Origin of the sequence: Streptomyces venezuelae ATCC 10712, assembly GCF_008639165.1 — a bacterium.
Lineage (GTDB): Bacteria > Actinomycetota > Actinomycetes > Streptomycetales > Streptomycetaceae > Streptomyces > Streptomyces venezuelae.
In genome coordinates this window covers 1950936-1964317 of sequence record NZ_CP029197.1, presented here as the reverse complement: position 1 = coordinate 1964317, position 13382 = coordinate 1950936, and the positions used below count along the sequence as shown (strand labels likewise).

Below are 13382 nucleotides of genomic sequence, written 5' to 3'. Positions count from 1 at the left end.
CGGCAATTCAGGCAAAGCCCCAGGTCAGAGCGATTGTCAGTGGGTGCCCTCACGATGGACACATACGGCCACAACGCCGTCACGCGACGACAGGAGGACTCGTCATGGCAAGCCCTTCCGCAGCAGCCGCGCCCCGCCGCCGTCCCGCCCCCGCGCAGGCGGGCCCCGCGTCCGACATCCACCCCGTCACGCGCCGCGCCGACGCCCCGCCCGCCGCCCTCGACCTCCTCGCCAAGGCCCGCGCCGGGCTCGTCGAGGCCGCCGCCCTCGACCGCCCCCACGAGCGGTACGCCGCGGCCCACCTCGCCGCCCTGCGGGCCGCCGCCGCCGTGCTCGCCGCCCGCGCCAGGCCCGAGGCCGGCCCCCGCCGCCGGCAGCGCATAAGGAGCGCCTGGGAGCTGCTCGCCGAGCTGGCGCCCGAGCTCGCCGAATGGAGCGCCCTCTTCGCCTCCGGCGCCGAGCGCAGGGCCCGCGCCGAGGCCGGCATCGCCGGCGCGGCGACCCGGCGCGAGGCCGACGACCTGCTCAGGGACTCCGCGTTCTTCCTGCGCCTGGTCGAGCGCCTGCTCGCCCTCCAGCCGGTACTGCCCCGGCAGCCGGGCGCGGACGAGGCCGACGGATGATCCGAAAGGCACCTTCCAGGCCATAGGGTGGGGACGTCCGTACCCGTCACCGAGGAGTCAACAGCCGTGCCGGACCCTTCCCCTGTCTTCGGTCGAGAGGCGACGTCGCGCCCGTCGCGCGCCTCCCTGCGTACCGCCGTCGTCTGGGACGTCCTCAAGGACGCCCTCGACCGCCGGGTCGAGGCCACCGGGAAGGACAGCCTCGACGTCCTCGACACGGGCGGCGGCTCCGGGAACTTCGCGGTCCCCGTCGCCCGCCTCGGCCACCGGGTCACGGTCGTCGACCCCAGCCCCAACGCGCTGTTCGCGCTGGAGCGCCGGGCCGCCGAGGCCGGGGTCGCCGACCTCGTCACCGGCGTCCAGGGCGACATCAGCGGACTGTTCGACGTGGTCGGCCGCGCGGGCTACGACGCCGTGCTCTGCCACGGGGTCCTGGAGTACGTCGACGACGAGGCCGAAGGCGTACGGAACGCCGTCGCCGCGCTCCGGCCCGGCGGCAGCCTCAGTCTGCTCGCCGCCGGACTGGGCGGCGCGGTCCTCGCCCGCGCCCTCGCCGGACACTTCACCGAGGCGCGGAACGCTCTTTCCGACCCGGCGGGCCGCTGGGGCGCCGGCGACCCCGTGCCCCGCCGCTTCACCGCCGAACAGCTCACCGCGCTCGCCGACGCGGCCGGCCTCGAGGTCGGCGCCGTGCACGGCGTGCGGGTCTTCGCCGACCTCGTCCCCGGCGTCCTCGTCGACACCGAGCCCGGCGCGGCCGAGGCCCTCCTCAAGCTGGAGGCGGCGGCCGCCGAGCTGCCCTCCTTCCACGCCATCGCCACCCAGCTGCACGTCCTGGGCGAGAAGCGGGCCTGAGCTGGACGGCCACCCGTTCGGCGGCGCGGGCCGAGCACCCCATGGAGTACGCCACAGCCCGCCCGGTAACGGGCTCCGCCCCGTATGATCGGGGGACAGCATCCGGCATGACGGACGAGGGGCTGGGGAATCAACGCCTCAGCAACCGATCCGCATGGCGGCCCGGATTGGCTATTCGGCATTGAGGGCGGGTTTCACGGGGGCGATTCCCTGCCTATCCTGAAAGGGCCGCAAACCGGTCGCCCCCGCGACCGACGACTAGGAGGACTCCGTGCCGCTCTCGGAGCACGAGCAGCGAATGCTCGAGCAGATGGAGCGAGCGCTGTACGCCGAAGACCCCAAGTTCGCGACAGCGCTCGAGGGAAGCGGACTGCGTACGTACACCCGGCGACGGGTCTACCAGGCAGTCGCCGGCTTCCTGGTGGGTATCGCGCTCCTCATGGCCGGAATGGTCGCACAGCAGATCTGGATCAGCGTGGTGGGGTTCCTCGTCATGCTGGGCTGCGCGGTCCTGGCGGTCACCGGATGGCGCAAGGCGCCCAAGCCGGGTGAGCAGCAGGCCAGGGGTGGGGTGGCGGCCGGAGGCCGTCAGACCCGGCAGCGACGCTCCATGATGAACCGGATCGAAGAGCGGTGGCAGCGCCGCCGTGACGAGCAGCAGGGCGGCGGCCACTGACGGCCCCCTGAGCGGAGGCCCCGCACCCCCTGAGTGATGACCGAGCCCCGTGGGCCCGCGCGTGATCGCGGCCCCCCGGGGCTCAGTCATGCCCCCGGGCGGCGGTGGGCGACGGCGCCCCGGGCGGGTGGGCGGTGTCCCGGCGGGACGGCCGCCCACCCGCCCGGGGGTCAGGCGGATTCGGTCGGGGTCCTGCGGAAGCGGGCCCCCAGGGCGTGGCGCTGGAGGGACCAGCGGGTGGTCGTCTCCGACCAGCGGGCCGCCGCCTTCCAGCGCAGGCGCGCCGCCGAGCGCGGCGCCAGCGTCGCCCGCAGACGCCCCAGCCGGTCCGCCCCCGCGTGGAAGCCCGAACGGATCAGCTCCGCGTCCCGCGCCAGGCCCACGCCCGGCCGCGGGTTCGGCGCGTACAGCGCCTCCTCCACCGCCCGGGCCACCCGGTGCACCGCGTCCGCCGCCTCGCCGCTCAGCTCACCCACGCGGACGATCCGCGCCGCCGTCCTCCTCGGCGTCCGTGACTCGTCGGGCTCGATCCCGTAGTCCCAGGCGGTGTCGTTGATCTCCTGCCAGACGCCGAGCGTCGAGCCGAGCCGCCGTGCCCGTACCCGGCGCCGCCACAGCAGGGGGAGCAGAGGGAGGGCGAGGACCACGAGCGCGCCCACCACGACGAGGAGCACCAGCAGGAGGTTCGGCCCGCCACCGGACGAGTCCGCGCCGGCCGCGGCCTCCTCCCGGCCGCAGTCGCCGAGGCGCCGCTCCTGCGGCGTGCAGCTCGCCGAGGCGCTGGGGGCGACGGAGGGCTGCGCCGAGGCGCTCGGCGTGGGCGTGGCGGGCCCGGTGGCCGCGTCCGAGGGCGTGTCGGACCGGGTGTACGCCGGGGTGGAGCCCCGCGAGGGCGTCGGCTCGAAGCGGGTCCAGCCCGCCCCCTCGAAGTACAGCTCGGGCCAGGCGTGCGCGTCCCGGATGCCGACCGAGACCGAACCGTCGGTCTGCGTCGTGCCCGGCATGAAGCCGACGGCCACCCGGGCGGGGATGCCCAGCGAGCGGGCCATCGCCGCCATGGAGAAGGAGTAGTGGACGCAGAAGCCCCGCTTGTCCTTCAGGAAGCGGGAGATCGCCTGGACCCCGGTGCCGGACTCCACGTCGATGTCGTAGCGGAAGCCGCCGTCCCGGGCGAACCAGTCCTGGAGCTTCACCGCCTGCTCGTAGTCGGAGCGGGCGCCCTTGGTGACGTCGAGCGCGGTGGCCTTCACGTCGGCCGGCAGCGAGGCCGGGACCTTCGTGTACTCCTGGCGCAGCTTCTCGGGGGCGGGCCCGGCCACGGCCAGCTGGTCGGCGGTGGGCTGCACGTCGAGGCTGGACACCTGGTAGCGGACGCCGCGGGTGGTCTGCTTGCCGTCGCCGACGAGCATCCGGCCGGCCGGTTCGTACCGCCAGCGCCCGTCGATGTCGACGCGGCCGGCCGGGAACGGCATCGGCAGCCACTTCTGCTCATAGTTCTCGGAGGCGACGATGTTGCTGGTCACCTCGGTGATCCGGACGTTCTGGGAGAGTCCGTCCGGCCAGGGGAGCTGGTCGGGGACGTCCTCGATGGGCCGGACCGAGGACTTCCACGAGGTGCCGTCGAACTGGTCGAGCGCGACGAGCCGCAGGTACATGCCGGAGGTGTCGCGGGCGTTGGTCCGGTAGCGGAGGACCTCGCGGTCCTCGGGCTGGCGGAGGTTGTCCTGGAGGGAGACCAGCGGGTTCACCGCCGAGATGGTGCCGCCCTTGCCCGTACCCCCGGTCTCCTCGCCCGCGCCGTTGCCGATCAGGCCGCCGCTGAAGCCGGGCAGGGCGAGCGGGACGACCATGGCGACGCCCATGGCCACGGCGCCGATCCGGCGGCCGGTGCGGGCCGGGGCGAAGGCGGTGCCGCCGCCGGCCGCGACGGAGGAACCGGGCCGGCCGGTGCGCTGGGCGCCGCCGAAGACCCGTCCCCAGGCCGAGAGCCGGTCGCGGCCCTCGGCGAGGAGCAGCAGCAGATAGCCGGAGGCGGCGAGCAGGAACCAGAGCCAGCCCGCGCCGCCGCCGGAGAGGCCGGCGGCCACCGAGTACAGGGCGAGCAGCGGAAGGCCGGCCGGGGCCGCCTTGCGGAAGGTGACGGCGAGGGTGTCGACCAGGAGGCCGATCGCCACGACGCCGCCGACCAGCATGAGCCGGATGCCCTCGGTGTCGGGGGCGGGGACCCGGTACCGGCTGACGTCGTCGGCGCCCGCCGCGAACAGGTCGGCGGCGTGGGCGAGGACCTGCGGGCCGGGCAGGAACCAGAGGATCGCCTGCTCGCGGGCGAAGATCACGGTCAGCGCGAGCAGCGCGACGGCGATCTGGGCGAGCAGGGTCAGCGGCCGGGCCAGCGGTGCCCGCCTGGCCAGCGTGCCCGCCCCGCTCACCAGGCCGAGGACGAAGGCGGCCGTGAAGATCCAGGTCGCCGGCTTCACCAGCGGGAGCAGCGCTCCGGCGGCCATCAGGGTGGCGCCCCAGGAGGCAAGCGTCAGCCGTGCGCGCCCGCTCATGACCATCCTCCGTAGGTGTCGGCGGCGGCGGACTCGGCGCGGACCCCGGCCGCCTGCTGCCACAGGTCGGTGAGCCGCGCTCCGGCCGGTACGGCCAGCGCCGTCCAGCCCGCCTCGCGCAGCTGCAGTACCCGGTCCTCGACGGCTCCGGCGACCGCGCCGCCGGTGAGCCAGGTACCGGAGTCGAGGACGAAGGCGACGGCCGCGCCGGCCCGCCCGCGCATCCGGGCGGTGAGGGCCGTCTGCTCCTCGTCGAGGTCGCCGAGGAAGGCGACGAGGAGTCCTTCGTCGCCGCCGCGCAGCACGTCGGAGGCGCGGGAGAGGCCGCCGCCCTCGGAGTGGTCGACGATCGCGAGGGTGTCCATCATCAGTCCGGCCGACTCGGCCGAGTCCTGGGCGGAGGCGGCGAAGCCCTCGGCGCCCTCGCCGGGCACGGCGCTGCCGGTGTCGGTGACGAGCCGGACGGCGTAGCCGCGCTCCAGCATGTGCAGGAGGGCGGAGGCGGCGCCGGAGACCGCCCACTCGAACGCCGAGTCGGGACCGGCGCCCTGGTAGGCGATCCGGCGGGTGTCGAGCAGGACCGTGCAGCGGGCCCGCTGCGGCTGCTCCTCGCGGCGGACCATCAGCTCGCCGTAGCGGGCGGTCGAGCGCCAGTGCACCCGGCGCAGGTCGTCGCCGTGGCGGTAGGCGCGCGGGATGATGTCGTCGTCGCCGGCGAGGGCGAGCGAGCGCTGCTGCCCGTCGCCGTACCCCGAGGACTCGCCGACCAGCTTCACCGGTGGCAGCGCCTCGGTCCTGGGGACGACGGTGAGGGTGTCGTAGGCGCTGAAGGAACGGGTCAGCTCGCACATCCCGAAGGGGTCGCTGAGCCGCAGCTGGAGCGGGCCCAGCGGGAAGCGGCCGCGCAGGTCGGAGCGGACCCGGTAGGACACCTCGCGCCGCCCGCCCGCCTCGACCCGGTCGAGGACGAAGCGGGGGCGGGGCCCCAGCATGTACGGCACGTGGTCCTGGAGCATCAGCAGCCCGGTGGGCAGCTTGGAGACGTTCTCCATCCGCAGCTGGACCCGGGCCTCGGAGCCCGCCTCGACCCGCTGGGGGGTGAGCCGGCGGGAGGCGGCGACCCGGTAGCGGGTGCGGTGCAGCACGAGGACGCAGATCAGCGGCAGCGTGGCGAGCAGCAGCCCGACGCGCAGCAGATCGGCCTGGCCGAGGACGTACGCGCAGACGGCGGCGGCCACCCCGGCGGCGAGGAAGGAGCGGCCGCGGGTGGTGAGACCGCCGAGGGCGGCCCGCAGACCGCCCCGGTCGTCCTCGTCGCCCCGCTGTCCGTCCGGCACGGCAGCGGTGGTCATCACAGCCGCCGGGCGCCGGGCTGCTGCTGGCCGTAGAGCGGTCCGGCGGGCGGCGCCGCGGCCGGGACGGGGGTGCGCTGCAGGATGTCCTGGACGACCTGCTCGGCGGTGCGCCGGTTCAGCTGGGCCTGTGACGTCGGCAGCAGCCGGTGGGCGAGCACGGGCGCGGCGAGGGCCTGGAGGTCGTCGGGCAGCACGTACTCGCGGCCGCTGAGCGCGGCGGAGGCCTTGGCGGCCCGCAGCAGGTGCAGGGTGGCCCGCGGCGAGGCGCCGAGCCGCAGGTCGGGGTGGGTGCGGGTGGCGGCGACGATGTCGACGGCGTAGCGGCGTACGGCGTCGGCGACGTGCACGGCGCGCACGGCCTCGATCAGCTTCAGGATGTCGTGGGCGTGGGCGACCGGCTGGAGGTCGTCCAGCGGGGAGACCGAGCCGTGCACGTCGAGCATCTGCAGCTCGGCCTCGGCGCTCGGGTAGCCGATGGAGACCCGGGCCATGAAGCGGTCGCGCTGCGCCTCGGGCAGCGGGTAGGTGCCCTCCATCTCGACCGGGTTCTGCGTGGCGACCACCATGAACGGGCTGGGCAGCTCGTAGGTCTGGCCGTCGACGGTGACCTGGCGCTCCTCCATGGACTCCAGGAGCGCGGACTGGGTCTTCGGCGAGGCGCGGTTGATCTCGTCGCCGATCACGATCTGGGCGAAGATCGCGCCCGGCTTGAACTCGAAGTCCCGGCGCTGCTGGTCGAAGATCGACACGCCCGTGACGTCCGAGGGCAGCAGGTCGGGGGTGAACTGGATGCGCCGCACCGAGCAGTCGATGGACCTGGCCAGGGTCTTGGCGAGCATGGTCTTGCCGACGCCGGGGACATCCTCGATGAGGAGGTGCCCCTCGGCGAGCAGCACGGTCAGCGAAAGCCGTACGACCTCGGGCTTGCCCTCGATCACACTCTCCACCGATCTGCGCACCCGCTCCACAGTGGTGGTCAGATCAGTGAGGCTCGCTCGATCGTCATAGGTCGTCACCCGGCCCTCCTCGGCCTTCCGGAACACGGACACCTGCCCCCGTGGGAACGTCGGGGGGTGTCGCACCCGAGCATTCTTGTTCGCATGGCCGGGTCGTGTCACTTGCCCGCGGACAAGCGCGGTGGGATTGCCGGGCTTTGGGTGATTACGGCAGGTCGATTACGCGGGGTCGATCTCGCGCAGCAGGCCGGTCGTCACGTCGAAGACGAATCCCCGGACGTCGTCGGTGTGCAGGAGGAACGGGGAGGTCCGCACCCGCTGCATCGACTGCCGCACGTCCTGGTCGACGTCGCGGAAGGCCTCGACCGCCCAGGACGGCCGCTGGCCGACCTCGTCCTCGAGCTCGTGCCGGAAGTCCTCGGTCAGCGACTCCAGGCCGCAGCCCGTGTGGTGCACCAGCATCACGCTGCGGGTGCCGAGGGCGCGCTGGCTGATGGTGAGGGAGCGGATCACGTCGTCGGTGACCACGCCGCCCGCGTTGCGGACGGTGTGGCAGTCGCCGAGCTGGAGGCCGAGTGCGGCGTGCAGGTCGATCCGGGCGTCCATGCAGGCGACGACGGCGACGCGCAGCACGGGGCGCGCGTCCATTCCGGGGTCGGTGAAGTCGGCGGCGTAGCGCGCGTTCGCGTCGACGAGACGGTCGGTGACCGTGCCGCCGGCGTGTATGGCGTCGGCAGGGGGGTGCGCGGAAGTCGACATGGTTCCGACGTTAAGGGGCACGGCCCTGCCGAGCCCGCTGTGAGAGGGGACAAAGAACCGCATCGAGCCTTGTTGTGAGGTAACCCACAGGGCTGCGGGGCGTCGCCCCCGAACGGGTGAGGCGTCCGGAATGTCCGTCCGGGCCGCCGGCGCCGTGCGACGCGCCAGCCGGTTGATTGACCGGCGCGTCCCGTGGACTAAAGTGACGCGAAGTTCACGGAGACAACGAGCGATTTCCGCGGTTTCTCCCCCCGTGTGTGCGGCGGTACCTACGGCTCGGCCTCCTCCCGCTCGCCCGTACCTCCGCGCCGGATCTGAGAGGGCGCATTGAGCAACGACCGACACGTCCCGGTCATGCTCCAGCGGTGCCTGGACATGTTGGCCCCCGCACTGGAGCGCCCCGGCGCGGTCGTCGTCGACTGCACCCTGGGCCTCGGCGGCCACAGCGAGGCACTCCTGCGGCGGTTCCCCGAGGCGCGGCTCGTCGCCCTCGACCGCGACAAGGAGGCCCTGCGGCTCTCCGGCGAGCGGCTCGCCCCGTACGGGGAGCGCGCCACCCTCGTGCACGCCGTGTACGACGAGCTGCCCGAGGTCCTCGACCGGCTCGGCCTCGCCACCGTCGACGGCGTCCTGTTCGACCTGGGCGTCTCCTCCATGCAGCTCGACGAGGCCGACCGCGGCTTCGCGTACGCCCAGGACGCCCCGCTCGACATGCGCATGGACCAGACGACCGGCATCAGCGCCGCCGAGGTCCTCAACACCTACGCGCCCGGCGAGCTGGTCCGCATCCTGCGCGCGTACGGCGAGGAGAAGCAGGCCAAGCGGATCGTCTCCGCGATCGTGCGCGAGCGCGAGAAGGAGCCGTTCAGCAACAGCGCCCGGCTCGTCGAGCTCATCCGCGAGTCCCTGCCGCAGGCCGCCAAGCGCACCGGCGGCAACCCGGCCAAGCGCACCTTCCAGGCCCTGCGGATCGAGGTCAACCGCGAGCTCGACAGCGTCGAGAAGGCCATCCCCGCGGCCGTGAAGGCCATCGGCGTCGGCGGGCGGGTCGTCGTCCTCTCCTACCAGTCGCTGGAGGACCGGATCGTCAAGCAGGTCTTCGCGGCCGGCGCGGCGACCACCGCCCCGCCCGGGCTCCCGGTCGTCCCCGAGAAGTACCAGCCCCGGCTGAAGCTGCTCACCCGCGGCGCCGAGCTGCCCACCGAGGAGGAGGTCGCCGAGAACCGGCGCGCCGCCCCGGCCCGGCTCCGGGGCGCCGAGCGGATCCGGGAAGACGTCCAGTGAGCACGGCGAAGGGGCCCCTCAAAGGACGGGCCGCGCGACTCGGACGGCTCATGCCGTCCGGGCCCAGCTCGGCCGCCCGCACCCCCTTCGTCCTGCTGGTCGTCGTCCTCCTCGGCGGCGGCCTGATCAGCCTGCTCCTGCTGAACTCGGCCCTCAACCAGGGTTCCTTCCAGCTCAACGAGCTCAAGGACAGGACCACCGAGCTCACCGACGAGGAGCAGGCGCTCCAGCGGGACGTCGACGACTACGCGGCCCCCGACGCCCTGGAGCGGCGGGCCCGTGAGCTCGGCATGGTCCCGGGCGGCAGCCCGGCCTTCCTCGGCCCGGACGGCAAGGTGCTCGGCCGGCCGTCCAGGGCGGAGGCCCCGAAGCCGTCCCCGACGCCCTCGAAGCCGGCGAAGCCCACGTCGGCGCCGCCGAGCACCGGCGCCCCCGCGGCCACCGGCGCCACGCGGACCGGCGCCACCACGGGAACGCCGGGGACGAACACCGATCCGGCCGAGGCGGACGCCGGCCCCCCCGGCGGGCGTCCCAGCACCTCGGGCCCCACCGGGTCCGGCCCCGCAGGGCGGGGTCCGGCACCCGCCACCTCTCCCACCACTTCCGGCAGGTGACTGAGCAGTGCCCCCCAAGGAGCCCCCGCGCCGCCGCGTTCCCGGACCCGCCCGGCCCGCGCGCCCCCGGCCCGCCTCCGCCGGCGCCCGCCCGTCCCGCCCCGCGCCCCGGCCGGCCGCGCGGCGGACCCCGCCCCGGCCGCCGGCCCGCCGGCCCCGGACCATCAAGCTCGGCAGCCCGCGGCCCCGGCTGCGGCTGGTCTCCCTCGGGCTGACCCTGGTCATGCTCGCCTTCGTGGTGCGGCTGCTCCAGGTCCAGGCCGTCGACGCCAGCGCGTACGCGGCCAAGGCCGACAAGTACCGCTTCCAGGAGTACACGCTCTCCGCCGAGCGGGGCGAGATCACCGACCGCAACGGCATCGCCCTGGCCGCCAGCGTCGACGCGTACGACATCACCGCCGACCCGAAGCTCTTCACGCCCGAGGAGGCCAAGGTCCCCGACGCGCCCGAGCAGGCCGCCGCCCTCCTCGCCCCGCTCCTCGGCAAGGAGCCCGCGGAGCTCGCGAAGAAGCTCCGCACCCCCAAGTCCCGCTACACCCTGCTGGCCCGCAAGCAGACCCCGCAGGTCTGGAACCAGATCAAGGACCTCCGGCGGGTCTACGGGCAGAAGGCCCAGCCCTCCGCCGGCGGCAACGGCGTCAACCTCCTCGGCGGCATCCTCAGCGAGCCCAGCACCAAGCGCGTGTACCCGAACGGCGAGCTCGCCGCCGGGATACTGGGCTACGTCAACGCCGAGGGCAAGGGCGCCGGCGGCGTGGAGTCCATGCTCGACGGGGAGCTCGCCGGCCAGGACGGCAAGATCCGCTTCACCCAGTCCGGCGGCCGCCAGGTGCCCACCGCCGGCTCCCAGGGCACCCCCGCCGTCCCCGGCTCCGACATCGAGCTGACCATCGACCGGGACATCCAGTGGGCCGCCCAGCAGGCCATCACCGAGCAGGTGACGAAGTCCAAGGCCGACCGGGGCTACGTCGTCGTGCAGAACACCCGGACCGGCGAGGTCCTCGCCATGGCCAACGCCCCCGGCTTCGACCCCAACGACCTCTCCGCCGCCAACGCCGCCGCCATGGGCAACGCCGCCCTCCAGGACGCCTACGAGCCCGGCTCCACCAGCAAGGTCATGTCCATGGCCGCCGTCCTGGAGGAGGGCAAGGCGACCCCCGACACCCACGTCACCGTCCCCAACCGGCTCCACCGCGGCGACCGGCTCTTCAAGGACGACGTCGACCACGAGACCTGGTACCTGACGCTCAACGGCGTCCTCGCCAAGTCCAGCAACATCGGCACCATCCTCGCCACCGGGCAGCTCGGCGCCACCCAGGCCGAGTCGAACAAGGTGCTCCACTCCTACCTGCGCAAGTTCGGCATGGGCAGCCCCACCGGCCTGGACTACCCCGGCGAGACCCCCGGCATCCTGGCCAAGCCGGAGGACTGGTCGACCTCGCAGCAGTACACGATCCCCTTCGGCCAAGGCCTCTCGGTGAGCGCCATGCAGGCCGCCTCCGTGTACTCGACCATCGCCAACGGAGGCGTACGCGTCGAGCCGACCCTGGTCCGCGGCACCAAGGGCCCCGACGGGCGCTTCACCCCCGCCGCCAAGCCCCAGGAGTCCCGGGTCGTCAGCGAGAAGACCGCCAAGACCCTCGCCCAGATGCTGGAGTCCGTCGTCGACGACCGGGAGGGCACCGGCAACAAGGCCGCCATCCCCGGCTACCGCGTCGCCGGGAAGACCGGCACCGCCAACCGCGTCGACCCCGAACTCGGCCGCTACAAGGGCTACACCGCCTCCTTCGCCGGCTTCGCCCCCGCCGACGACCCGCAGATCACCGTCTACTGCGCCATCCAGAACCCCACCAAGGGCAGCTACTTCGGCGGCCAGCTCTGCGGACCCATCTACAAGAAGGTCATGGAGTTCGCCCTCAAGACCCTCCACGTCGCCCCCACGGGCAGCCAGCCCGCCCGACTGCCGGTCACCTTCGAACCCACCCCGTGACTCTCCGGGAGCACCAGTGACAACGATCACCCCCCATTCCGGGAACCGGAAATCGAACTCCGGCGAGGCCCCCGGCTCTTTTGGCCCCCCACAGGGTGCGCCCGGTACGCTCACCGCCGTGCCACACGCTGATCAGTACCGAACCGCCCCGCCCCGCCCGGAGCAGGCCCGCCCGACACCCCTGGGCGACCTGGCCGCGCAGCTGGGGGTCGACGTCCCCGACGCCCCGCGGCCCACCGAGATCTCGGGCATCACCCACGACTCCCGGGCCGTGCGCCCCGGCGACGTGTACGCGGCCCTGCCCGGCGCCCGCGCACACGGCGCCGACTTCGTCGCCCAGGCCGCCGGACTCGGCGCCGCCGCGATCCTCACCGACCCGACGGGCGCCGAGCGCGCCGCCGCCACCGGCCTGCCCGTCCTGGTCGTCGAGAACCCGCGCGGCCGGATGGGCGAACTCGCCGCCGAGATCTACGGGCGGCCCGGCGCCGACCTCCTCCAGATCGGCATCACCGGCACCTCCGGCAAGACCACCACCGCCTACCTCGTCGAAGGCGGACTGCGCGGCACCGGACACCACACCGGCCTGGTCGGCACCGTCGAGATGCGGATCGGCGACGAACGCATCAAGTCCGAGCGGACCACCCCCGAGGCCACCGACCTCCAGGCGCTCTTCGCCGTCATGCGCGAGCGGGGCGTCGACGCCGTCGCCATGGAGGTCTCCAGCCACGCCCTCGTGCTCGGCCGGGTCGACGGCTGCGTCTTCGACGTCGCCGTCTTCAACAACCTCAGCCCGGAGCACATGGAGTTCCACTCCGACATGGAGGACTACTTCCAGGCCAAGGCCGGGCTCTTCACGCCCGAGCGCAGCCGCCTGGGCGTGGTCAACCTCGACGACGCGTACGGCCGCAGGCTCGTCGGGGAGGCGACCGTCCCGGTCCTCACCTTCTCCGCCGAGGGCCGCGCCGACGCCGACTGGCGCGCCGAGGACCTCGTCCTCGGCTCCCACGACTCGACGTTCACCGCCGTCGGCCCCGGAGGCGAGCGGATCTCCGCCACCGCCCCGCTGCCCGGCCCGTTCAACGTCGCCAACACCCTCGCCGCCATCGCCACCCTCGCCGCCGCGGGCCTCGACCCGAAGGCCGCCGCCGAGGGCGTCGCCGCCGTCCCCGGCGTACCGGGCCGCCTGGAGCGCGTCGAGGCGGGCCAGCCGTACCTCGCCGTCGTCGACTACGCGCACAAGACGGACGCCGTCGAATCGGTCCTGCGCTCCCTGCGCGAGGTCACCGAGGGCCGGCTGCACGTGGTCATCGGCTGCGGCGGCGACCGGGACACCACCAAGCGCGGCCCGATGGGCGCCGCCGCCGCCCGGCTCGCCGACACCGCCGTCCTGACCTCAGACAACCCCCGCTCCGAGGACCCGCTCACGATCCTCACCGCCATGCTCGCGGGCGCCGCGGAGGTGCCCGCGGAGGAACGCGGCGAGGTGCTCGTGCTCGCCGACCGGGCCGCGGCGATCGCCGCGGCCGTGGCCCGCGCCCGGCCGGGAGACACCGTCCTGGTCGCGGGCAAGGGCCACGAACAGGGCCAGGAGATCGCCGGAGTGGTACGCCCCTTCGACGACCGCCAGGTCCTGCGCGAGGCCATCGCCGACCGCTCGCCCACCCAGGCCTCCGCGCCGAGCGGAACCGACAGCCCCCAGAACAGTCAGGGATGAAGCA

11 protein-coding genes are annotated in these 13382 nt (G+C 74.1%); 7 read left to right on the top strand and 4 right to left on the bottom strand.

All coding sequences use genetic code 11. From position 1 onward, the window contains the following. Window positions 1–104: 104 nt before the first annotated feature. The 3 genes from DEJ43_RS08690 to DEJ43_RS08680 all read left to right on the top strand — a co-directional run bounded on the left by DEJ43_RS08690 (window position 105) and on the right by DEJ43_RS08680 (window position 2154). Complete coding sequence (locus tag DEJ43_RS08690; protein ID WP_015032959.1) at window positions 105–623, top strand: SAV_6107 family HEPN domain-containing protein; 519 nt, start codon at window positions 105–107, stop codon at window positions 621–623. A gap of 66 nt (window positions 624–689) precedes the next feature. Continuing rightward, window positions 690–1478 (top strand): class I SAM-dependent methyltransferase, encoded by a 789-nt coding sequence (locus DEJ43_RS08685; RefSeq protein WP_015032958.1) that lies wholly within the window; start codon window positions 690–692, stop codon window positions 1476–1478. A 271-nt stretch (window positions 1479–1749) separates the two neighbouring features. Then, a complete protein-coding gene (locus DEJ43_RS08680) occupies window positions 1750–2154 on the top strand; it encodes a DUF3040 domain-containing protein (protein WP_015032957.1) in 405 nt (134 codons plus the stop codon). Between the two features lie 170 nt (window positions 2155–2324). On the opposite strand, the gene DEJ43_RS08675 is transcribed toward DEJ43_RS08680, so the two are convergent. From DEJ43_RS08675 to DEJ43_RS08660, 4 genes are all read right to left on the bottom strand, one after another. Next, window positions 2325–4706, bottom strand: coding sequence for a transglutaminase TgpA family protein (locus tag DEJ43_RS08675; protein WP_015032956.1), 2382 nt, complete (start codon window positions 4704–4706; stop codon window positions 2325–2327). Next, window positions 4703–6058 carry a DUF58 domain-containing protein gene (locus DEJ43_RS08670; protein WP_015032955.1) on the bottom strand — a complete coding sequence of 452 codons (1356 nt, stop codon included), beginning with the start codon at window positions 6056–6058 and terminating at the stop codon, window positions 4703–4705. The genes DEJ43_RS08675 and DEJ43_RS08670 overlap by 4 nt, the downstream gene beginning before the upstream one ends. Beyond that, window positions 6058–7077 carry an AAA family ATPase gene (locus tag DEJ43_RS08665; protein ID WP_015032954.1) on the bottom strand — a complete coding sequence of 340 codons (1020 nt, stop codon included), beginning with the start codon at window positions 7075–7077 and terminating at the stop codon, window positions 6058–6060. The genes DEJ43_RS08670 and DEJ43_RS08665 overlap by 1 nt, the downstream gene beginning before the upstream one ends. Window positions 7078–7236: 159 nt before the next feature. Next, complete coding sequence (locus DEJ43_RS08660; protein WP_041662272.1) at window positions 7237–7776, bottom strand: beta-class carbonic anhydrase; 540 nt, start codon at window positions 7774–7776, stop codon at window positions 7237–7239. Between the two features lie 327 nt (window positions 7777–8103). On the opposite strand from DEJ43_RS08660, the gene rsmH reads away from it, so the two are divergent. From rsmH to DEJ43_RS08640, 4 genes are read left to right on the top strand one after another with little or no spacing between them, the layout of a single operon-like run. Then, on the top strand, window positions 8104–9060 hold the full coding sequence (rsmH, locus tag DEJ43_RS08655) for a 16S rRNA (cytosine(1402)-N(4))-methyltransferase RsmH (RefSeq protein ID WP_015032952.1): 957 nt from the start codon (window positions 8104–8106) through the stop codon (window positions 9058–9060). 50 nt (window positions 9061–9110) lie between these two features. Further along, complete coding sequence (gene ftsL / locus DEJ43_RS08650) at window positions 9111–9674, top strand: cell division protein FtsL (protein ID WP_051025855.1); 564 nt, start codon at window positions 9111–9113, stop codon at window positions 9672–9674. A 7-nt stretch (window positions 9675–9681) separates the two neighbouring features. Then, complete coding sequence (locus DEJ43_RS08645; RefSeq protein ID WP_041662270.1) at window positions 9682–11664, top strand: peptidoglycan D,D-transpeptidase FtsI family protein; 1983 nt, start codon at window positions 9682–9684, stop codon at window positions 11662–11664. Window positions 11665–11680: 16 nt separating this feature from the next. Beyond that, window positions 11681–13378, top strand: a complete 1698-nt coding sequence (locus tag DEJ43_RS08640) for a UDP-N-acetylmuramoyl-L-alanyl-D-glutamate--2,6-diaminopimelate ligase (protein WP_015032949.1) — start codon at window positions 11681–11683, stop codon at window positions 13376–13378. The last annotated feature ends 4 nt before the right edge of the window (window positions 13379–13382 follow it).